The sequence below is a fragment of the Paenibacillus terrae HPL-003 genome (genome assembly GCF_000235585.1).
In the GTDB taxonomy this organism is placed as follows: Bacteria; Bacillota; Bacilli; order Paenibacillales; family Paenibacillaceae; genus Paenibacillus; species Paenibacillus terrae_B.
Genome location: NC_016641.1, coordinates 3,567,541 through 3,590,571 on the forward strand (window position 1 = coordinate 3,567,541; position 23,031 = coordinate 3,590,571).

A 23,031-nucleotide genomic window follows, 5' to 3' on the forward strand; every position below is an offset into this window, starting at 1 on the left:
GCGATATCCAGTTTTATATGCATGTTTCTAGGTGTTATTTATAGAAAAATATAATAATATAAAAACTACTTGATTTTACGATCCATGAGAGATATAATCTTAATTACGGTGATTAAAAACATCATCATGAATACATAATATGCGGTCGTGGCGGAATTGGCAGACGCGCACGGTTCAGGTCCGTGTGGGCTAACTCCCCGTGGAGGTTCGAGTCCTCTCGACCGCATCGCTTTAACAATGAACGAGCTCTTGAATTTCCTCTTGGAGATTCAGGAGCTTTTTGCATACCCGGAATTTGCAATGTATTGCTCATCACTTGAGCCGAAGAAATCTTTGAGCTGTATTCAAGATGAACATAGATGTTGGCGGTCGTGAAATAATGGCTATGCCCCAGCCATGCCTGAATTTCCTTTAAGCTGACACCGTTAGCAAAAGCAAGCTGGCACATTGTGCCGAAGATCGTGGAAACGAATCCGCCGCAAGTTATGCTTTTTCAGGACGAGCGGCAAAGTAGATAGCTCGATTTGTTTTTGTCCCGGTCTTTCGCCACTATGATTTGTTTGCCCTGATACGACACAGGGATAACCGTGTGCTTAATGGTAATTGTCTGATGCTGGAAGTTGATGGCCCATTTAAGTCCGACAATTTCACTTCGCCGCAGCCCGTAAAAGCTGCCTGAATGACAGCCAACCCAACCGGACCGCCTTTCACAACTTCGAACAAATCGTTTAGTTCATCACTTGTGTAGTAGCTCCCGATAAATTGGTCCTTCTTGAGCCGTCTAACTTTGTCTGCGGGGGTCGAAGGAATCATGTCCGTAGGCAACATTCTCAAGGGTTTTCTTTTCCAGCGCCCCCAATTTATCTTTTTTTATTCCTACGAATGTTTAATTTCTGTAAAGACGACAAAGGAGAAATATGCCATACTATGGATGAACAAGGAGATATCTGAAAGATTGCAGGCAAACATAATCCGGAAGAGGCGAGGTTATTGTTTGGAAATTCAAAGGTGCTGTTTAATGATGGATGGGAATTTGCAAAAAGCGATTTGGGTACGGCAGAATGGTCGGGCTTGGCGTTCGAATCTGTGGATCTTCCCCATGATTGGTTGATTTATAATACGCTGGACTTGTATGAGAACAGTATTGGCTGGTATCGGAAGCGCTTTCAGGCATCTCCCGGCGAGCGGGAATGGCTGCTGGCTTTTGATGGGGTGTACATGGACTCTTCCGTTTATGTAAACGGACAGTGGATAGGTGAATGGAAATACGGGTACTCCTCCTTCGAGCATAATCTGACTCCGGCCCTTGTGGAGGGCGAAAACGAGGTTGTGGTGAAGGTGGTGCACCAAAGTCCCGGCAGCAGGTGGTATTCTGGAGCAGGGGTGTACCGGAACGTTTGGCTTAAAACAAGAGAACGCAATTATATTGCTACAGACGGCATTTATGTAACTACGAAGCAGACAGAGCAGGGCTGGACGGTGGAGGTTGAAACCGAGGCGGCGGTGTGCGAGCCGCTGAGGCTGACTCACGAACTGCGTGCTGGTGCGGAAATGGTGGCTTCCGTCAGTGAAGTGGTGCTGCCGGACTCCAGACCAATGGTTCGGAGCAAGTTGGCTTTTCAGGCTCCTTCCCCCCGTCTGTGGAGCGTGGATGCTCCCTGGCTGTACCGGCTGGTTACCCGGCTTGAGCGGATGGAACCGCATGCGGCGCTGGAGGAGATTGGGCAGTGCATTGGCTTCCGGCATATCGAGATGGACCCGCAGCAGGGATTTCTTTTGAATGGCGGCAAGGTGAAGCTGAACGGTGTGTGCGAGCACCATGACCTGGGGGCGCTCGGCGCGGCGTTCAACAAGACGGCTCTGCGGAGGCGGCTGGCGTTGCTGAAGGAGATGGGGGTCAATGCCATTCGTACTGCCCACAATATGCCTGCGCCTGAGTTGATGGATTTGGCGGATGAGATGGGTTTTCTGGTGGTGTCGGAAGCGTTCGATATGTGGGAGCGGCCCAAAACGCCTTATGATTATGCGAGATTTTTTAAAGATTGGATGCCTAAGGATGTAAAAAGCTGGATCAGGCGCGACCGCAACCATCCCAGCTTAATTATGTGGAGTATCGGCAACGAAATATATGATACCCATGCCGATGAGAGAGGCCAGGAAGTGACGCTGATGCTGATGCGGGAGGTGGAGCTGCATGACCCCAAGGGCAACGGATGGATAACGATCGGCTCCAACTTCATGCCTTGGGAAAATGCCAGAAAATGCGCTGACCTGGTGAAGCTGGCAGGCTACAACTATGGGGAAAAATATTATGACCAGCACCATGAGGAGCACCCGGACTGGGTTATTTACGGCAGTGAAACCAGTTCGGTGGTGCAAAGCCGCGGCGTCTATCACTTCCCCTTGTCCAAATCCATTCTCGCGGATGATGATGAGCAGTGCTCTTCATTGGGGAACAGCACGACCAGTTGGGGGGCAAAATCACCGGAATTTTGCATTTTGACGGAGCGGGACACATCGTATTCCATGGGTCAGTTTATCTGGACCGGCTTTGATTATATCGGGGAGCCAACCCCGTATCATACGAAAAATTCCTACTTCGGTCAACTGGATACGGCTACCTTCAAGAAAGACCCTTATTACATTTACCAGTCAGCCTGGACAGACTACAAAACCCGGCCCATGATTCATCTGTTTCCGTATTGGGACTTTAACGAAGGCCAACTGATCGATGTTCGTGTTGCTTCCAATGCTCCCCGGGTAGAGTTGTTCTTCGAGGGTGAATCCCTGGGCTCGCACGAGCCGCAGCATGAGCACGGAACCGGGCTGGTGGGCTGGTGGCAAATTCCGTACCGGAAGGGTGAACTGAAGGTCGTGGCTTATGATGAAAACGGTTGCATAATTGCCACCGATATTAAAGGCTCCTTCGGCGATGCCAGCCGCATCCGGCTTTCACCGGATAAGAAGCAACTGGTGGCGGACGGCACGGATCTGATTTTTCTGGAGATTCAAATGGAAGATGATCAGGGCCGAATTGTCGAAAACGCCAATAATCGGGTTCATGTTCAGGTGGGGGGAGCAGGCCGTTTGCTGGGGCTGGACAACGGGGACAGTACAGATTTTGATCCGTACAAAGGAACCAGCAGAAGGCTGTTCAGCGGCAAACTGATGGCTATTGTCGGGGCCGGTCTTGAGCCGGGAGCCATTACGGTTAAGGTATCCTCGGCGGGATTGTCTGACAGCGTGCTGCAACTGGAATCGTTACCGGCACATCCAGGAATGATTCAGGGCATATCGGCCCATATCTGCAACCAGGAGCTGCCTTGCATCGTTGGAACGGCACAGGAGATTCCGCTGCGCAAAATGGACATTAAAAGTCCTATGGGCCAGGCGTTCAGCAAAGAACTACAGACCATAAAGGTGACGGTCGAGCTGTATCCCGCAAATACTTCCTATACGGAAGTAGAATGGAATGCAGTGAATGATGCCGGTATCCAGTCCAATATTGCCAAGGTGGAGGCTAAGGGGCATGAAGCTGTCGTAACCGCTTTGGGTGACGGAGAATTTCGCCTCCGCTGCACAAGCCGCAATGGCACGGACAAGACCAAGCTGATCTCCCAGTTGGAGTTCAAGGCTTCGGGCCTGGGCACCGCTTATTTGGACCCTTATTGCTTTATTTCCGCCGGATTGTACCAATACAGCAAAGGCGAGGTAGGGAACGGCAATGACCGGGGCGTTGCCACCAGCCGCGATGGGGAAACCCAGGTGGGCTTCCGCAATATTGACTTTGGCGCTTACGGCTCCGATACGATCATCATTCCTATCTTTGCGCTGGACGATAGCCCGTATGCCCTGCAAATCTGGGAAGGCATGCCGGGCGAGGATGGCAGCACCCTTCTGGCCGATGCGGTCTACCAGAAGCCAAGCCGGTGGAATGTGTATCAGGAGGAGACCTACAAGCTTTCCAAGCGGCTTCGCGGCATTACCTCTCTCTGCTTCGTGTTATGGAAGAAGGTTCATATCAAAGGATTTTATTTTCAAAAGATGAGCAGAGCCCTTGAACAAAACCATGCCGGGGAGTGCGACCGCATCTATGGGGACAGCTTCCAGAAAGCCCGGAGTTGTGTTGAAGGAATCGGCAATAATGTGTCTCTAGTCTTCGACAATATGGATTTCGGCGAAACCGGGGCTTCGAAGCTGACTGTATACGGCAGGTCGCCAATCGACAAAAATACGCTGCATATCCAGTTCGAAGGAGCAAAAGGGGAAAGCAGACAACTTGTAGAGTTTGCGTATGCCGAAGGCTACGAGGAGCGCACCTTCACGCTGGAGCCGCTAAAGGGACCGCAGAAGGTTACGTTCATATTTTTGCCGGGTTCCAATTTCGACTTCGGCTGGTTCCGGTTTAGCTGATTGTGATCCGGGGAGTGATGGTGCGATCAAATGTGATCTCTCCGGCTGCTTCATCCTTATCCAACTATAAAAAAGAAAAAGGAGACATATTTTCCATGAACGAACGTTTTTCAGGGTTTGCGCAGCAGGATGAGATGGAAGGCCCCAAGGCACCTAAAGACCCAGTGACAAGACGAAGCGGATTTTACGTTATGTATGAAACCATGATCGAAGGAACCGCCCGTCCGGACGGAAGCTTTTCGCAGGAGATTTATTTGGAGGGGAGGCTGGCCGATAAGGCCAGGTATACGGGAGGAGTTGGAGATGAGGACATACTGGCGCTTCTAAGCGATTGCGAAGGCTTGCACCGCTTGGTCCATAGTATCGGGATTACCGTGAAGGCGCATAACCCGGACGTGGCTAACGTTCGGGTTGCGTACCATAACTGGGGCAAAACGAGGAAGTACGAATCCGGCACCCGGCTTGAGCTTTCTTGCCCGGCAGATGGCTCGGAAACCGTGCTGGTTATGGAGGGTTGCGACTGGTCTACGGATGATGATGTTCCCGGGAGCTTTGCCTTCCTGTTCGATCGGGCGGGAGAACTGGCTACGGTCAGCATTATGTTCTACCTGCATGACGGGTTCCATGTTCCCGAAGTTTCCGTGGAGGAGCCGGTGGATTTCGAGTCGCAAGCCTATCGCGAGATGATCGCTAAATCCCTTTTGAACAAAGGCAATAACAAAAGGCTGAAGGCTGCAATTGAAAAGGCCAGAAGAGGGGAAGAGGTAACTGTCGCCTATATTGGCGGTTCCATTACACAAGGGGCGGGAGCCGTTCCGATTCATGAAAATTGTTATGCGTACCAATCTTATGCGCTATTCAAGCAAAAGTTCGGCAAAAACGGCGGGGAATCGGTCCAACTGGTAAAAGCAGGCGTAGGCGGCACTCCGTCGGAGCTGGGCATTGTCCGCTATGATCGGGATGTGCTTCGGGGAGGAACTGTAGAGCCGGATATTGTGGTAGTTGAATTTGCCGTGAATGACGCGGGTGACGAGACAAAGGGCAATTGTTATGAAAGCCTGGTATTGAAGGCCTTGAACGCGCCGAATAAACCTGTCGTCATTTTGCTGTTCAGCGTGTTTGTCAATGACTGGAACCTGCAGGAACGGCTGTCACCTGTGGGCTGGCATTATGATCTTCCAATGGTCAGTGTAAAGGATGCTGTAGTGGAGCAGTTCCAGCTGACCAAGGCGGAAGGAAATGTGATTTCCAAACGACAGTTTTTCTTCGACATCTACCATCCGGCCAATGCCGGGCACCGGGTGATGGCTGATTGTTTGGGTTGGCTGTTCGACTTAGCAGATGAGGCATCACCCGATGAGGCGGATGTGAATACCGGTAAGCCTCCTGTCATCGGCTGCGATTTTGCCGAAACGAAGCTGCTCGATCGCAGCAATGCTGGAGATATAGCCACAATCGATATGGGTGGTTTTTCAGAGACCGATACAGACCTGCAAATGGTGGAAATGGACGATCACCCGTACAGCTCTCCCCAGTTTCCTTATAACTGGATGCATCATCCGGAAAATGGTGCACCCGAATTCAAAATAACCATTTGCAGCAAACGCCTTATCCTGGTGTTCAAGGACTCGGGGAGTAGCGATTTTGGATGCGCGGATATTTGGGTGGACGGCAAATATATCAAGATGGCCGATCCCCATGAGAACAATTGGACACATTGCAATGCCATTATATTGTACAACGAACAGGTTTCTGAGGAGCATACGGTGGCAATCCGCATGGCTGCTGGTCATGAGACAAAGCGCTTTACTATACTTGGATTCGGATATGTTTAGAAATGTTTCCATTTCAAAGTTCCTATTTTTTTCTTGCTGAGGATGGGGAATAGCCCTTCATCATCTTGAACAGGTTGCTGAAATAGGAAATATCGTGAAATCCGCAGCGCTCCGCTGTTTCCGAAACATTGAAATCGCCCGAGGACAACATCATCTCCGCATTGTTGATGCGGATGCGATTGAGGTATTCCTTGCAGGTTGAGCCGGTGGTTTCTTTGAACAGTTTGCCGAAGTAAACCGTATTCAGGTTTGCCTGCTCAGCCAGGATGCCAACCGTTATATCGTCCGAATAGTGCTCGTTAATGTAGTAGGTTGCCTTTTTGATTCTCGGGTCAATTGTGGTCGCTGATAGCAGGTGATCATTGGAAAGCAGCCGATGAAGAATCAGTTCAAACAATGCGCGGGCCTGGAAGGTGTAGAACGGCTGCCTGTTCATCCACACTTGTTTGAATTCACGAATGTAATCAAGGATCTCTTTAGTAATCATTTTCTTGCTTACGTACCCGAATGGAAGGCAGACGTCATTGGACGGAGCGGCCCAATGAAAGTTGAAGGGATAGCAATGCATGGGCGACTCCTCGAAGGTATGGGCTTCCCGGGTGCAGCCTTCCGGAATGTACAACAGATCGCCTGCTTCAACGATGACCTTTTCTCCATTGATGTAATAGCAGGCTTTTCCGCTAATGACGAAGGTGAGATCATGAAAGTCTATTTTTGCTTTTCCAATTGACCAATCTGCAAAACATTTGCGGTCTACAAACAGGAATATTTGAGGGATCAGATGCTCGTGATAAGCCAAATCCAAATAATCTCCTCCTCATGTGATGGAAGCGGTGTCTTATCTCAACGTGCCGGAAGCGCATAGCCAAGATTGATTATGAAATAGAAAATGAAACGAAGGTGCTGTGATCATGAACGATGCAAAGCAATGCTCAACGGAAACAGTTGTTCTCGTACAGAATGGCAAGGCGTGCCCCATATACACTGATGCGAAGGGAACCGACTTTGACGGCATAAGGCGCATCTCGTTATCACTGGCCAAGGATATTGAGCTGGTTACCGCCGTTTTGCCCAAGCTGATTACAGACAGGGCGCAGCTAAGCGGGATGGCGGTCATCGCCGGCTCCGTCGGACATAATGATATCATTGATTCCCTGATTGCGGAAGACAGGCTTGATGTGTCAGGTCTGCGGAGTCGCCGTGAGACCTATATGATCCGGGTTTTGGAGCGCCCATGCCCGGAATTGGATAAAGCCGTTGTTATCGCGGGCAGCGATAAGCGGGGGACGCTGTATGGACTGTATCATATTTCGGAACTGATCGGAGTCAGTCCCTGGGTATATTGGGCCGATGTGCATCCCCCGAGACGGCGGGAACTGGTCTTTGCTAAGGAAGAATTGGAATTCACTTCCAAAGAACCTTCCATTCGCTACAGAGGTTTTTTCCTGAACGATGAATGGCCTTCGCTGGGTTCATGGTCGAGGGATCATTGCGGCGGCTTTAACGAATGGATGTATGAGAAAATATTTGAGCTGCTGCTGCGGCTGAAGGGCAACTATTTATGGCCGGCCATGTGGAGCGCCGTTTTCAGCGAGGATGGGAAAAGCCATCCGCTGGCCAATGCCGAGCTTGCGGAGGCATACGGCATTGTGATAGGTACCTCCCATCATGAGCCCATGTCTCGAGCCGGCGAGGAATGGAAAAAGATCAATCATCATTATGGGGAGAGCGGCTTGTGGGATTATTGGGCTAATACGGAGGCCGTTACGAGGTTTTGGGAGGACGGTGTCATCCGTAATAAGCATTTGTCCAATATCATTACGCTGGGAATGCGCGGCGAACAGGATTCGGCTCTTGGCGGCACCCTGGAGCAGAATATTCAGCGGCTGAAGGACATCATTTTGACTCAGAAGGCCTTGCTGCGCAAGCATGGCCTGGACAATGCACCGCAGGCATTGACGATCTACAAGGAAGTGGAGGCATTCTGGCATGGGACAGATACGGTTCAGGGGCTGAAGCATTGGGACGTGTTGGATGATGTGACCATCATTTTGTCAGATGACAACTTCGGCAATATGCGGAAGCTTCCCGAAGCCGCGGATCGGAAACGGAAGGCCGGCTGGGGGATGTACTACCATTTTGATTACCATGGTGCCCCCCGGTCTTATGAATGGGTTAATACGGTTCCGCTTGAGAAAATATGGGAGCAAATGTCCCTGGCCTATGACTACGGAATCCGGGACCTCTGGATTGTGAATGTCGGCGACTTGAAGCCGATGGAACTGCCCCTCTCCTATTTCATGGAGCTAGCCTATGATTTCGAGGCCTGGGGAACAGAACGTCCTAACCGTACGGCGGAATTTTTGCAGACATGGGCGGAACGGCAGTTTGGTCATGCTGTTGATGCAAAGGCTGCCGAGGGCATTGCCCGGGTTTTGGCGGACTATACGAAGATGAACGGGGCCCGCAAGCCGGAAGTGACCTATGCAGACACATACAGCCTGCTTCACTACAACGAAGCGCAGCGGGTGCTGGAGAAAGCGATCCGGTTGGAGAAGGACGCCCGGACGTATTATGAGCTTGTGAGCGAAGAGCAGAAGGATGCTTACTATCAGCTTGTGTATTATCCGGCCGTAGCATCGGCCAATGTGACAAAAATGCAGATATACGCGGGCTTGAATCAAAAATACAGCGGCTTCCGGCCTCAGAGTGTTCTTGCCAATCATTATGCCGCTTTGGTGGAGGAAGCCATTGCCAAAGATGTACAAATGCAAGAGGACTACAATCATAAAATATCCGGCGGCAAATGGAAGGGGATGATGTCCTCCGCCCATATCGGCTATGTAAACTGGAATGACGAAGGCTGGCAGTATCCGGAGTTCAAGTATATCGAGTCGCAGGAAAAAGCGCTGATGATTGTTGATGTCGAAGGGACAGACGGAGGTTTTACCGCCGGAACGGTAGCGCTCCCGCCATTCACCAGTCTGCAGAAGGAGCGCTGCCGCATAACCGTCAGCAATGCCGGAAAGCAGGCGTTTGCTTATCGTCTGGAGACCAGCGCCGACTGGATCAAGACAGATCGGACGCACGGAAGTGTTCTGACCGGGGAAACCGTTTGGGTTCATGTCGATTGGGAACGGCTTGACGCATCGGCAGCGGGGGAAATTACGATGGTTTGCGGCGATCAGACAGTAAAGGCAACGGTCGTCGCAGAGGTTGTACACACCGATGATTTGCCCGATCTGACCTTTGTTGAAGCACACGGCGTGATTGCAATCGAAGCGGAGCACACTTGCGGCCGGGAAGCCGCCGGGGAGGCCCGTTGGGAGATGATCAAGGGATACGGGCGCTCACTGTCCTCCATGAAGCTGTTCCCAACGACAGCCCTTTTTGAGCGGACGGAGGATGCTCCATATCTGGAATACCGTGTCTGCACCGCGGAGGAACAGACCTATACAGTAACGGTTTATGTAGCCCCGACCAACCCTCTGGCGGAGGATAGACGGCTGAAATATGCGGTAGCTTTTGATGATCATCCGCCGGTTACGGCAGACCTACTGCCCCTGGAGTTTGCCGCGGGCGAATCACGGCATTGGTCGGAGTCCGTTATGAATAATGTCCATACTTCCACAACGCAGCATCCATTGACTGCCGGCATGCACACCCTGCGATTTTATGGGCTGGATGCAGGTCTGGTGCTGCAGAAGCTGGTCTTGTCCCGGGAGCCGCTTCCCTGCTCCTATTTCGGCCCCGAGGAGAGCTTTTGCAAGGGGAGATTGGGTTTTTGAGTCTACGAGGCTTGAACCATAAATAGGAATATGAGAAGGGGAGAAGCGGCTTCACTACAGCTCCTAATGTTCCGCGTTGATTATACCCCGTTCATCCGACTTGCTGAATTCGGCGAAGCAGGAGCTGCGCTGCGGCTTGCAATCCATGCCGGAATTGATTCCTACAGAAACAGGGGTGCGGAAGCGGCGCAGCATGGAGCGAGGGGGCGGCATTGGCGACAGGCACAACCGGAAGATATACAGATGATCGGCGAAATGCTCCGCATGAGGCGGCGGGAGCACCAGGCCGGGAAGATCGGAAAAAAACACTTAGAGCCAGCTTTAGGTGTTTTTTCTATAGAATTGCCGTCTAAAGCCTATGCCAGATATATTTCCACTCAAAGCAAGGTTCCCTTTGTGCATTGCTATATATTGTGAAAGTCGGCTTTGACGGGGTCACTTATATCCGCGAGGCGGATTTGATATCTGAACCGTAAACGTAAATGCGCTTTCATGTGTACAAGGGCAAGATTCATTCGACGAAGGAGGCGAAGGATGGATGATGAACGTGCTGCTGGTAGACGATGAACCGTGGGTTCTTGAGGGTTTGCGCACAATTGTGAACTGGGACAAATATGGCTTCCGGGTCTGTGGAGAGGCCTCGAACGGCAGCTCCGCCTGGTCTCTGATTGAGCGGCTTCAGCCCGAACTGGTATTTACCGATATTCAAATGCCTTCCGTCAGCGGTCTGGAGCTGATCGACCGCTCACAGCATAAGCTGGCAAAGCCGCCGCGGTTTGTCATATTGAGCGGGCACAATAACTTCGAGTATGCAGTGACGGCGCTTGACCAACGCGTCGATGATTATCTGCTCAAGCCGATTGACGAGGATGAGATAGAGGCGGTGTTGGACCAGATAAGCCGCAAGATCCGGGAAGAGACGGCCAAGGAGGAGCTCCGTCGCCGCGACCGATCCCTGTACGTCAATTGTCTGCTCAATCGGCTGATTCAGGGCGAGGCGGGCACCGAGCTTGAGAATGAAGCCACGGCCTTGTTGAATATCGGAAGCGGTGAGGAGATCGGCTGCCTGCTGGTTGAAACGGAAATGAACGAAGAAGAGTTGAAGCGTCAGATATCGGAGCTTGCCGGGCCGGAACGTCCGGAGCTGTTCACGGATCCCGAAGGAAGAGTGGGCCTGGTCGCTTCCGGGAAACCGCACGCTGCAGATCGGCTTGAGGCTCTTGGGCGTCGGCTGTGTGAAGAGTGGCCGGGCGAGGCTCCCTCTCCCGCAATTGCGGCGCTGAGTTATGGTACGGGAGGGGCGTCCGCACTTCGGCCTATTTACGAAAAAGCGCTGGCAGCGCTCAAATGGAAGCGCTATCATAACGAGGGAGGCATTATCGCCTGCAACGAGCTTCCGCGGAACGAACGCATGAAGGGAGTGAACAAAGCGGCCCTGGCTTCCTTGATCGAACGGGTCTCCTCGGACAGTCCCGAAGAGATTGAAGCTGCGGCGGACGCCCTGCTTGCTGCACCGTCCCTCGGGCTACCGGATATCGAATATGTGCGGATTCAGTTGTCCGCCCTCGAAATGGGTATCTCCAAGAAGCTGAAGGAGCTGGGTGGAGACGCCGATGCCTTCATGCGGGGCATACAGGGAGAGTTCGGTACGCTGACGGAGACAACCACTTTTCCGGCTTTTCGCCGGTATGCCCTGGCGCTATGCCTGAGCGGAGCGGCTGCCCTCCGCGAGCAGCGTGAACGCAGCGAGTGCCGCACGATCTTCCGGGTGGTGCAGCATGTGGACCAGGAATTTCGGAAGAAGCTGCAGCTTCAGGAGCTTGCCCAGATGTTCCATATGAATCCTATCTATTTGGGACAGTTGTTCAAGCAGCAGACCGGCAAGTCGTTCCGGGAATATCTGAACGGCAAGCGGGTTGAAGAGGCGAAGCGGCTTCTGCGACAAGGCCGGCTGAGCATCGCCGAAGTGGCGGCGAATTCCGGTTATCCCAACACTGATTATTTTATAAGCCAGTTCAAACGGATAACAGGGATAGCGCCGTCTGCTTTCAGACGGCGGGAATAGAGACGGCTCAGGCCGAAAGAATGTTCAATGGGAGATGGTGGTGGAAGCCATGATTAGAAAGTTCAGATTTCGCAGTATAGTGAACGATATCCCGCTGAATTACAAATTCATGCTGATTTATGTAATCGGGATTTTGCTACCTATTGTCATAATCAATTATTTGTTTATGGACCGGATGTCCGGGCTGATCAAGGAGCGGGAAGAGCAGAATCTGCAAATCTCGTTGGAGCGGGCGAGAAAGGATATCCACGGCATGATTGATGGCGGAGTTGCGGTCAGTCATGCCCTGATTACAGATAAGCTGCTGTACGAGACCCTGGACCGTGATTATAAGGGTTCGCTGGATTTCTATAATACGTTCAACGAACAGCTCCGTCATCGGGTCACATCCTATATTCCGGTGAACAATCAGATCCAGCGGATCGGCATTTACACGGACAATCCGACGATCGTGCCCGGCAGCGACTATTATGACTTGAATGAATCGGTTTTTGCCAGCCCCTGGTATCAGGAGTGGAAGTCGTTCAACGGAACCGTGCTGGTGTCTGCGTATCTGGACATGGGGGCCAAAACCCCCGCAACTGCCACGCCTTATCTCAGCGTCGTTGAGAAAATGGATAATTACGACGTCAACAACTCTTACCAGAAGCTGGTGCGGATTGATTTCGATCTCAGCCGCTTTTACGATGTCATCGCCCGCGAGCGGGATTACCTGGATCTCTATCTGGTTAACGACCAGAACGAGATCATCGTATCTATGGACAGCGGATACCAGCGCGAGAACATCTCCAGTTTTCCTTTGTTCAAAATGGACAAAGAGGCGGACAACGATCTGCATATCATGCCGATCGGTAACGCCAGCTATGTGCGGGGATGGAAGCTGATCGGCGTGCCCCAGGGGACGCGCGTCAGCAAGGCCATGCTGGATATGCAGCTTTATTCTAGCATACTGGTCGGCCTGATTACACTGTTCACCTCAGTGTTCATTTACGTCATGCTGCGCTCGTATAATCACCGGGTCAAGCGCTTGGCCCGGCATATGCAAAAGGTAAGGAATGAGAAGTTCGACTTGATCACAATCGATGAGGGGCGCGACGAAATCGGGCATCTGATCCGCAACTTTAACATGATGACCTCCCAGATCCATTCCTTGATCAATAATGTGTATAAGCTGGAGATTCAGCAAAAAAGCCAGGAAGCCGAGCGCGTCCGAGCTGAGCTCAATCTGCTGCAGAGTCAGATGAATCCCCATTTCCTGTTCAATACGCTGAATGCGCTTCTAGTGGTCAGTACCAAAAACAATTACACGGATGTCAAAGACATCATCAAGAACTTGTCGAAGCTGCTCCGCCGCTTGCTGAACTGGAAGGACGATCTGGTGCTGCTGGAGGAAGAGATAAATTTTACCGTGATGTATCTCGGCATCGAGAAATTCCGGTTTCAGGACAAATTCGAGTATTCCATCGAGATCACCGAAGAAGCGCGTTACTACAAGATACCGAAGATGAGTATTCAACAACTCGCGGAGAACGCCTGCAAGTATGGCATACAGGCTATCGAAGGGCTTGGAGTGGTCAAAATCCGCGCCGAAGTAGCCAATGAGCGGCTGCGTGTGGTTGTATCGGATAATGGCAGAGGTATTGACGAGGAACGGTTAAAGGAGGTTTTGTACAACATGCGCAGCGAAAAGGAGACTATAGGAGGTAATATTGGCATCCGCAATGTATACCGACGGTTGGAGTTGTACTACAACGGCAGGGTTAGTTTTAACCTGACTAGCAAGGTGGGAGAAGGTACCGAGGTGGCCTTCGAAATTCCGATGCAGTTGCTGGAATGGCAGGATGGAGAAGGAGGGAAGGGCAATGGCGTTTAAAGTGCTGCTGATTGACGACGAGCCTTGGGCACTGGAGGGCATGCAAATTTGGATTGATTGGGGAGAGCTGGGCTTTGAGGTGTGTGGCATTTGCGGCAACGGAATGGATGGTTTGAGGCTAATGGAGAAACTGGGGCCAGACCTGGTGATGGTGGATATCCACATGCCGATAATGGATGGTTTGGAAATGATAAAGCAATGGCGGCAAAGAGGGAATGTCTCCACGAAATTTATCATTCTTACAGGGTACAGCGAATTTGATTACGCTCGAAAGGCTCTCAAATACAGAGTCTCCCGGTATTTGCTGAAGCCTTTGGATGAGGAGCAGACTGAACTGGAGATTCGGGCAATTCAACGCGAATTGTTGGAGGAACAGGAGCTCATTTACATCGGCCAGATTGCTCGTCGGGAAGAGGTGTTGCAGATGATTAAGGAGGCACTACTGGGCAAATCGATGTCCACGGAGGGGAACGATTTCATGGAATCTGTGTCCCAATCCGCCAACTTATGGAATGTATGTCTGGTGCAGGCGCATCGGGACCAGTCCGCACGACTGGGCGAGTGTGCACTTGAATTACTCGATGACTTAGAGACAGCATATTTGGTGCATCTGTCCATGGAACATTTCGTCATTGTGTTCGGCGACTCGGCGTATCAAGGTGATGGACTCAGTGCTGAGAAGACTATAGAAGCACTGGCCCGTCGCTTGGCGGGCTTTCGTGTCTTCATGGCAGTTGGTACCTCGGCAGGCTCACTAACTGGAATCAGAGCAGCCTACAAGACAGCGACCAAGGCGCTGCTGCATGCGTTTTATGAGTTGGAAGAGAACCGCATTATCCGTTATGACATGATTGAAGGAAGCGTGTTTCAACATTGCCACAATCAGTTGGAACTTTTGGAACGCATATTGGAGGCGTTTGAAATCATCGACTATGCTGGCTATCGGTCGATTGTTGATTCGATGGAGCAATTGTTCCGGGAGACGCGAGTGTATCCCGATGAGGTTCGGAAATTTGTCGTCTTTCTTCTGCACGAAATCAGGGCGTATATGAGTGTTCATATTGCTAGCGACAGGAGGCCTTTCGGCTATCTGTTCGACATCCCCAATATGGACGAGGCGTTGCTGACTTTTGACGATATGATCGGGATGCTGCGTTCTTGTGGACAGGTTTGCTTTGAACTTCTTCTCAAACAGAGCATGATTGAGCCTCAGGGGATCGTGCAGGATATCAATGACTACATCCGTAGTTATTTCCGGGAAAGTCTGACCATTAAACAGCTGGCAGAGCAATTTTTTCTGCATCCTACCTATCTGGGACAATTGTTGATACGCAAAAACGGTATCGGGTTCAATGAATTGCTCCATGATCTGAGGATTGAAGAGGCAAGTCGCCTGCTTCGTATGAACCAATATAAAAATAGCGAGCTATCAGAAATGGTAGGATATACTAATTATAACCATTTTTTGAAGCAATTTGAGAAGCGCTTGGGTATGTCACCAAACGAATATAAGAAAATCAAAGCTTTTCATGTGAAAAGCTTTAATTCGAATATAGTTTCCGATCAGATATAAATTTAAACTAAAATTAATTAAATGTAAGGGCTTTCATACTTGGTATTATAAAACTATCGGAGGTGTCTTATGGGGGACAGAAAAAAATCGTTACTTCGTATTGGAGCGGTAGCACTTTTGTCACTGAGCGTTGTTCTATCTGGCTGCTCAATCAGCGGCAGCAGCAAAGGTGGAAATTCCAATGCGGACAATGTCAACAGCGGAGAGGTTGGAGCGGCAAGTCCAATTGAAATCTCAGTCTTCTTGAATGAAGCTGGACAGCAGGCGACAGCGGACAACAAGCTTTACAAAATGATGAAGGATGAGCTTGGTGTTACCTTCAAATTTGAATTTCTTGCGGGCGATAAGAACCAGAAGCTCGGCGTTATGATTGCTGGCGGGGATTACCCGGACCTGATCTCGGCAGACACAAAGCTGACTGCTGCGGGAGGCGTCATCCCGTTGGAAGATCTGATCGAGAAACATGCACCTAATCTGAAGAAACACTATGAAAAGTATTGGAACCAAATGAAGGACCCTAATGATGGACATATTTACTATTTGCCAAACTATGGCGTCTACAATGGTGAAGTTGCTGATACCTATTACGGTGGTCCTGCCTTCTGGGTTCAAAAGGCTGTTCTCAAGGAGTTCAACTATCCAACTATTAAAACATTGGATGAATACTTCGATCTGATTAAAAAGTACAAAGAGAAATACCCAACGATTGATGGCAGCCCAACTATTGGTTTTGAAATCCTGAACTATGACTGGAAAACCTGGGGATTGCTGAATCCTCCACAACATTTGATTGGTCATCCAAACGATGGCGGTGTAGTTGTAAACAAAGGTGTGGCAGAAATTTTTGCTGATAAAGATTACGCTAAGAAGTACTACCAGAAGCTGAATGAAATTAATGCTCAAGACTTGCTCGATAAGGAAACGTTTACACAGAACTATGATCAGTACTTGGCGAAGTTGTCTAACGGTAATGTACTGGGGATGTTCGATCAGCACTGGAACTTCCTCAAAGCTGAGGATTCACTGAAGGTGCAGAAGAAGCTGGAGCGGACATATGTAGGTTTCCCTCTGGTATATGATTCCAGCATTAAGGATTACTATCGGGACCGTCCAGCGCTTAATCTGAATAATGGTTTTGGTATTACTGTTAACGCCAAGGATCCGGTAAAAATCATCAAAGTACTCGATAAACTTATGGATGAAAAATGGCAAAAGCGATTTACTTGGGGTGTCGAAGGCCAGGATTATTATGTTAATAAGCAAGGTCGCTTCATGAAAACACCAGAGCAGCGTACTAACGCTGATGATGCTGCCTGGAAGCTCGCCAATAAAGCAGAAGCTTTATACAATACCGCACCGAAGCTGGAGGGTTATTTTAGCGATGGCAACGCCACCACGGCAACCAATCAGCCTGAAGAGTATCAAGCAAGCTTGAAGCCTTACGATAAGGAAGTTCTAAAGGCATACGGGTTTAATAGCTACGTTGACTTCTTTAGTGCTCCTCCTGAGAACCCAGTCTACTACCCGGCTTGGTCCGCCGATATCGTGGATGGTTCTCCGGCCAAGATTGCCAGCACAAAGCTGAACGAGCTTTCTACAAAGTATCTGCCTAAAGCAATCCTGTCGAGTCCGTCTAGCTTCGACTCCGTATGGAACGAATACACCTCCGAGATTCATAAGCTTGACATCAAGACCTATGAAGACAAAATAAACGAAGTGCTGAAGTGGAGAATTGAGAATTGGACTGCTAAATAGAACTATTTCTAAACCGGAAAGGGAGCACTCCTCCCTTTCCGAAAAATATAAGAATGGATAGGGGGTTTGATACTATGGAGGAAATTGCAATTGGCGCCAAGCCAGTTAAACAGGCAGACCCGAAGAAGAAACGCAGAGACAAACGCGTGACCTGGGCTATTATCAAGGATCAGAGACAACTTATCTATATGTCAGTTCCTCTGCTTGCTTATATAGTCTTATTTGCTTATGTGCCGATCTGGGGTTGGTCGATGGCATTTCAAGATTACAAGCCTGCACGAAGCTTTGGTGAACAAACTTGGGTTGGCTTCAAGCATTTTAAGTTCCTGTTTACAGATGATAATTTTTTACGTGTCCTTCGTAATACACTTGCTATGAGTATGATCAACCTGATTTTTGGGTTTGTCACTGCCATTATTTTGGCATTGCTGCTTAATGAAATTAAAAAAATTTTCTGGAAGAGAGCCGTTCAGACCATTTCGTATTTGCCACACTTTTTGTCATGGATTATCGTTACGGGAATTGTTGCCACTTCTCTTGCCTCTGACGGCATTGTCAACGAAATGTTGATGAAGCTGCATTTGGTTGATAAACCAATTTTATGGTTGAGTGAAGGAAAGTATTTTTGGGGAGTAGTGGGAGCCTCACACGTTTGGAAAGAAGTTGGCTGGAATACAATTATTTATTTGGCCGCCATAGCCTCTATTGATCCGGCTTTGTATGAAGCCGCTGATATTGACGGGGCCAACAGATATCAAAAAATGTGGAGCGTTACTTTGCCAGGCATTAAGCCAACTATTGTTATTCTGTTGATTATGTCAATTGGACATATTTTAGAAGCTGGTTTTGAAGTACAGTATTTGCTAGGCAATGGACTTGTTGTGGATTGGTCAGAAACGATTGATATTTTCGTTCTTAAATACGGTATTGCGCAAAGTAACTATTCCTTGGCCACTGCGGGAGGTATATTCAAGACCGTCGTCAGCATTACAATGCTGCTGCTCGCAAACTGGACGGCCAAGCGCCTTGGGGAAGAGAGGCTATTATAATGATGAAGAAAACTCAGATGTCTGGCCCAGAGAGTACAATTGCAATCTCCAGACGCCGTCCAGGAAGCAGGGGATTAGAGCCGTTTGTTTTCAACACACTTAATACAATATTTATGATTATCCTGGTCATTGTTACCTTGTATCCGTTCCTGAATACGATTGTAGTTTCGTTTAATGCGGGGAACGACACGATCAGAGGCGGTCTCTATCTGTGGCCTCGGCAGTTCACGTTGCAGAATTATAAAGCGGTATTCGTTTCGGGCACTATTTATAATGCATTCCTGATTTCGGTTGCACGCACCGTGCTTTCGACCTTGCTGAATATTTTCTTGACCACAATGCTGGCTTATGCACTTAGTCGGCGGAATTTTGTGTTCCGCAAGCCTATTACTACAGTTTTTGTCCTGACCATGTATTTTAATGCAGGTTTGATTCCTGGCTACTTCTTGATGAAGGACCTGAATTTAATTAATAATTTCTTCGTATATGTACTGCCGTCAATGATCAGCGCATTTAACCTAATTGTTATCCGTACCTATATCTATACAATTCCAGAGAGCTTGGTGGAATCGGCTAAAATAGATGGGGCAGGAGATTTTAAGATTTTTTGGAGAATTATTTTACCGCTCTGTAAGCCTGTGCTGGCTACTATTGCGTTGTTTGTTGCGGTAGGTGCCTGGAACTCTTGGTTTGACGCTTTTTTGTATACCTCGTCCCAACAGGAACTGAGCACACTGCAATACGAGTTAATGAAGCTGCTCTCCTCTAGTATGAACGCCAACAGCAATCCATCAGTGTCCAATGGTGTTGGAATGCAGAATGCTACCCAGGTTACACCCATTTCAATTCGCGCTGCTGTCACTGTAGTAGCTTCTATTCCAATCCTGGTAGTGTATCCGTTCATGCAAAAATATTTTGTTGTTGGGCTTAACGTTGGGAGTGTGAAGGAATAAATGAATAATCAATTGGTATCGCAAACCATTCGTTACTCAAATCCCATACTTCCTGGCTTTTATCCTGATCCTAGCATTACTAGAGCGGGAGAGTACTTTTATCTGATTTGCAGTTCGTTTGAATATTTTCCTGGTGTTCCTATCTTCCGGAGTCGGAATCTGATTCAATGGGAACAAGTGGGTCATGTGCTGAACCGACCCAATCAGCTTGATCTGACGGATCGCAAGAGCTCTGATGGCATTTATGCACCATCAATTCGTTATTTTGAAGGCACCTTCTACATGATCACAACCGATGTAGGAGGGATCAGGAATTTCTATGTTACAGCGACTGATCCGGCCGGACCTTGGTCGGATCCAATCCATATTCCATACGGCGGTATTGATCCTTCGCTGTTTTTCGACGATGACGACAAGGTGTACGTCACCGCACAGCAGGGAGCGGACTACGACTCCCATGCCATCCAGTATGAAATCAATATTGCGACTGGAGAAGCGCTTTCGGAGCCGCAGGTGGTTTGGCGCGGCGATGGAGGTCCATGGACGGAAGGTCCTCATTTATACAAGATTAACGGAATATATTATATGATGTCCGCCTCTGGCGGAACAGCGAAGGAACACAGGGAGATTATCGGACGGAGTAACAATCCTTATGGTCCGTTTGAACGTTATCCGGAGCCGATCCTGACGCATCGGGGGCTTGATCATCCAATTCAATATTTGGGCCATGCTGACCTGGTAGAAGACGTAAAAGGGAATTGGTGGGCTGTTTTTCTCGGCGTTCGGTTGACTGAGGATGGTTACAGCGTACTCGGTCGGGAAACCTTTCTGGCTCCGGTCATCTGGAAGGACGGATGGCCGCATATCGATAATAACGAGGGCAGTGTCAAGCTGGAAATGTCGGTTGCGCGCCTGCCCACAGCGGCGCCTGAAGCGCCGGGCGCCGATGCGGGCGAAGGCCGGAACCACTTTGCCGCAGACCATCTCGAACCCGAGTGGATCTTTGTACGAAATCCGGCCGATGGCAGTTATTCGCTTGATGAAGCTCCCGGGTCTTTGACACTGCGCGGACAGGCGGCGGGACTGGGGGATGTCGGCTGGATCGCTTTCGCAGGCAAAAGGCAGCAGCATACGCAGGCAAGCTTCACCACTTGCATGTCGTTTGCGCCAACCGCTGAAGGCGAAGAGGCTGGATTATGCGCACGCCGGGATGAGGATGCCCATTATGAGATTGGGCTGTTGCGTTCTGGAGACCGCAATCGGGTCATGGCGCGTCTGACCATTCGTGGAGAATCCCAGATCGTCTATGAGGATGAGACAGAAGCGGAGCGACTTTTGCTAAGAATTGAAGCGACTGAGGATGAATATGCTCTTTCCTATTCGGAGGATGGCGAGAACTGGTCCAGTATAGCTACAGGTCCGGCACGGGCGTTGTCTCCGGAGGATTTTGTAAATAAAATGTGCTTCACTGGGGTAGTCATTGGGCTGTATGCAACAGGAAATGGCCGCTTAAGTGGAGTACCTGCGCACTTCGATTGGTTTAAGTATCAGGCTAAGTAGCCGTAAGTGTTTACCGATAGCCTGCCCAAGGAGGAAAAGGATGAATTTATCGACGCGGAAAGAAGCTTCATTAAAAGAATTATACAAAGACGATTACCAGATCGGAGCGGCGGTCAATCCTCTAACCATTGAGATTCAGAAATCGTTGCTTGCTTACCACTTTAACAGTATTACAGCGGAAAATGAAATGAAGTTCTCAAGCTTGCATCCAGAGGAGGAGGTGTATACCTTTGAGAATGCCGACCGACTAGCTGCATTTGCCAAGGAGCATGGGATGGCAATGCGCGGTCACACCCTGGTCTGGCATAATCAAACGCCGGATTGGCTGTTTGAGAATGAACAAGGCGGTCCAGCGGATCGTGCCTTGCTGCTGGAGCGGCTCCGTTCGCATATCCAAACGGTAGTTGGACGGTATAAGGATACTGTATACTGCTGGGATGTGGTGAATGAGGTCATCTCGGACGAGGAGTCAGACAAGGAGGCGTTCCTTCGCCCGTCGAAATGGCTGGACATCGCCGGACCTGATTTTATCGCCAAGGCTTTTGAATATGCGCATGAAGCAGATCCTAAGGCTCTGCTATTCTACAACGACTATAATGAGTCCCATCCTTACAAGCGGGATCGTATCCATCGGCTGGTCCGGTCGCTGTTGGATCAGGGAGTGCCGATTCACGGCGTTGGCCTCCAGGCGCATTGGAATCTGTTCGATCCTTCCCTGGACGACATCCGTGCAGCCATTGAAAAATATGCAGAGCTGGGACTTCAGCTCCAACTGACGGAACTGGACCTGTCGGTCTTCCGCTTCGATGACAGACGTACCGACCTGCTTCATCCTTCGAATGAAATGCTGGAACGGCAAGCAGAGCTTTACGAGGCGGTTTTCCGTCTGCTGCGGGAATACCGCGACTGTATCAGTGCAGTCACATTCTGGGGGGCTGCCGACGATTATACCTGGCTGGACGGCTTTCCAGTCAGAGGCCGGAAGAACTGGCCTTTTTTATTCGATCAATCGCATCGTCCGAAGCAAGCCTATGAGCGTGTTGCTGCACTGGCGAACCGTTGAATCCTTGAATCTGCCGGAAGCGCAGATTTAATTAATGGAAGGAGTTATAGCGATGTCCACATTGCCTAAACCTTATCAGCCTTTAGTTACTCATATCTACACCGCCGATCCGTCGGTGCATGTGTTCGAGGATCGAATTTATATTTATCCTTCGCATGATCTGGATCACGACGGTCCGATCAACGATAACGGCGATCAGTATAAAATGGAAGATTATCACGTATTGTCCATGGCGGATTTTAAATCGCCAGTGGTCGACCATGGAGAGGTTCTGCATGTGAAGGATGTCCCGTGGGCCGCCAGTCAGATGTGGGCGCCTGATGCTTCATATAAGAACGGAAAGTATTATCTTTTCTTTCCGGCACGCGATCATGACGGGATTTTCCGCATCGGTGTAGCCGTATCTTCATCGCCGGCAGGACCTTTCCAGCCGGAGGAGCAGTATATTTCGGGCAGCTTCAGCATTGATCCGGCGGTATTTGCCGATGATGACGGCCAAGTCTACATGGCCTTTGGCGGACTGTGGGGCGGCCAACTGGAGAAGTGGCAAACTGGAAGCTTTGTGGACGAAGCGGAAGGTCCTGCGCCGGATGCGCCTGCGCTCGGTCCGAAAATCGCGAAGCTGAGCGAGGACATGCTCACGTTTGAGTCGGCTCCCCGGGAGGTTGTAATTCTGGACAAAGCGGGTAACCCGCTGACTGCGGGAGACGAGGAGCGCAGATACTTTGAAGGGCCGTGGCTGCATAAGTATAACGGCAAGTATTATTTGTCCTATTCCACCGGAACGACGCACAAGCTGGTATACGCCATTGGCGACAGTCCAATGGGACCATTCACGTTCCAGGGTACGATTCTGTCTCCGGTAATCGGCTGGACCACACACCACTCGATTGTTCAATTTCGGGAGAAATGGTATCTGTTCTATCATGACTGCTCGCTGTCCGAAGGCGTTGACTACAAGCGCTGCGTAAAATATGCCGAGCTGACGTATAACCCGGACGGCACCATTTGCACAATTGATCCGTATCCGGAGCGATAATCAACCCTGGCTGCAGCCGCACCTATAGCGGGAACTTTACAAGCACGTTGGATTTGCAACGACAA

At 49.9% G+C, this 23,031-nt stretch carries 15 protein-coding genes and 1 tRNA gene; 14 read left to right on the forward strand and 2 right to left on the reverse strand.

The window, feature by feature from the left end:
* Positions 1 to 141 precede the first annotated feature (141 nt).
* A tRNA-Leu gene (locus tag HPL003_RS16280) sits at positions 142 to 226 on the forward strand.
* A gap of 323 nt (positions 227 to 549) precedes the next feature.
* Here the strand turns inward: HPL003_RS16280 and HPL003_RS29430 are convergent.
* Complete coding sequence (locus tag HPL003_RS29430) at positions 550 to 834, reverse strand: hypothetical protein (RefSeq protein ID WP_193372615.1); 285 nt, start codon at positions 832 to 834, stop codon at positions 550 to 552.
* Positions 835 to 990: 156 nt separating this feature from the next.
* On the opposite strand from HPL003_RS29430, the gene HPL003_RS16285 reads away from it, so the two are divergent.
* Both HPL003_RS16285 and HPL003_RS16290 read left to right on the forward strand, forming a co-directional pair.
* A complete protein-coding gene (locus HPL003_RS16285) occupies positions 991 to 4,413 on the forward strand; it encodes a glycoside hydrolase family 2 TIM barrel-domain containing protein (protein WP_014280791.1) in 3,423 nt (1,140 codons plus the stop codon).
* A 95-nt stretch (positions 4,414 to 4,508) separates the two neighbouring features.
* Entirely contained in the window at positions 4,509 to 6,248 is a 1,740-nt protein-coding gene (locus HPL003_RS16290) for an SGNH/GDSL hydrolase family protein (protein ID WP_014280792.1), read from the forward strand.
* Positions 6,249 to 6,270: 22 nt separating this feature from the next.
* Here the strand turns inward: HPL003_RS16290 and HPL003_RS16295 are convergent, their stop codons facing one another.
* Complete coding sequence (locus HPL003_RS16295) at positions 6,271 to 7,053, reverse strand: AraC family transcriptional regulator (protein ID WP_014280793.1); 783 nt, start codon at positions 7,051 to 7,053, stop codon at positions 6,271 to 6,273.
* 106 nt (positions 7,054 to 7,159) lie between these two features.
* Between HPL003_RS16295 and HPL003_RS16300 the strand changes: the two genes are divergently transcribed.
* The 11 genes from HPL003_RS16300 (at position 7,160) to HPL003_RS16350 (ending at position 22,966) form a co-directional block, all read left to right on the forward strand.
* A complete protein-coding gene (locus tag HPL003_RS16300) occupies positions 7,160 to 10,036 on the forward strand; it encodes a glycosyl hydrolase 115 family protein (RefSeq protein ID WP_014280794.1) in 2,877 nt (958 codons plus the stop codon).
* A 30-nt stretch (positions 10,037 to 10,066) separates the two neighbouring features.
* The gene (locus HPL003_RS16305) at positions 10,067 to 10,453 is read left to right on the forward strand and encodes a hypothetical protein (RefSeq protein WP_014280795.1); all 387 of its coding nucleotides are present in this window, start codon (positions 10,067 to 10,069) and stop codon (positions 10,451 to 10,453) included.
* A gap of 121 nt (positions 10,454 to 10,574) precedes the next feature.
* A complete protein-coding gene (locus HPL003_RS16310; RefSeq protein WP_014280796.1) occupies positions 10,575 to 12,101 on the forward strand; it encodes a response regulator transcription factor in 1,527 nt (508 codons plus the stop codon).
* Positions 12,102 to 12,150: 49 nt separating this feature from the next.
* Complete coding sequence (locus tag HPL003_RS16315) at positions 12,151 to 13,974, forward strand: sensor histidine kinase (RefSeq protein ID WP_043922417.1); 1,824 nt, start codon at positions 12,151 to 12,153, stop codon at positions 13,972 to 13,974.
* A complete protein-coding gene (locus tag HPL003_RS16320; protein ID WP_014280798.1) occupies positions 13,964 to 15,547 on the forward strand; it encodes a response regulator in 1,584 nt (527 codons plus the stop codon). The genes HPL003_RS16315 and HPL003_RS16320 overlap by 11 nt, the downstream gene beginning before the upstream one ends.
* Before the next feature lie 69 nt (positions 15,548 to 15,616).
* On the forward strand, positions 15,617 to 17,302 hold the full coding sequence (locus HPL003_RS16325) for a type 2 periplasmic-binding domain-containing protein (RefSeq protein ID WP_014280799.1): 1,686 nt from the start codon (positions 15,617 to 15,619) through the stop codon (positions 17,300 to 17,302).
* Positions 17,303 to 17,376: 74 nt separating this feature from the next.
* Positions 17,377 to 18,351, forward strand: a complete 975-nt coding sequence (locus HPL003_RS16330; protein WP_014280800.1) for an ABC transporter permease — start codon at positions 17,377 to 17,379, stop codon at positions 18,349 to 18,351.
* 17 nt (positions 18,352 to 18,368) lie between these two features.
* Positions 18,369 to 19,304, forward strand: coding sequence for a carbohydrate ABC transporter permease (locus tag HPL003_RS16335; RefSeq protein WP_420795085.1), 936 nt, complete (start codon positions 18,369 to 18,371; stop codon positions 19,302 to 19,304).
* Positions 19,305 to 20,864, forward strand: coding sequence for a glycoside hydrolase family 43 protein (locus tag HPL003_RS16340; protein WP_014280802.1), 1,560 nt, complete (start codon positions 19,305 to 19,307; stop codon positions 20,862 to 20,864). It begins immediately after the preceding gene.
* Positions 20,865 to 20,904: 40 nt separating this feature from the next.
* Entirely contained in the window at positions 20,905 to 21,927 is a 1,023-nt protein-coding gene (locus HPL003_RS16345) for an endo-1,4-beta-xylanase (RefSeq protein WP_014280803.1), read from the forward strand.
* 52 nt (positions 21,928 to 21,979) lie between these two features.
* Complete coding sequence (locus tag HPL003_RS16350; RefSeq protein ID WP_014280804.1) at positions 21,980 to 22,966, forward strand: glycoside hydrolase family 43 protein; 987 nt, start codon at positions 21,980 to 21,982, stop codon at positions 22,964 to 22,966.
* The last annotated feature ends 65 nt before the right edge of the window (positions 22,967 to 23,031 follow it).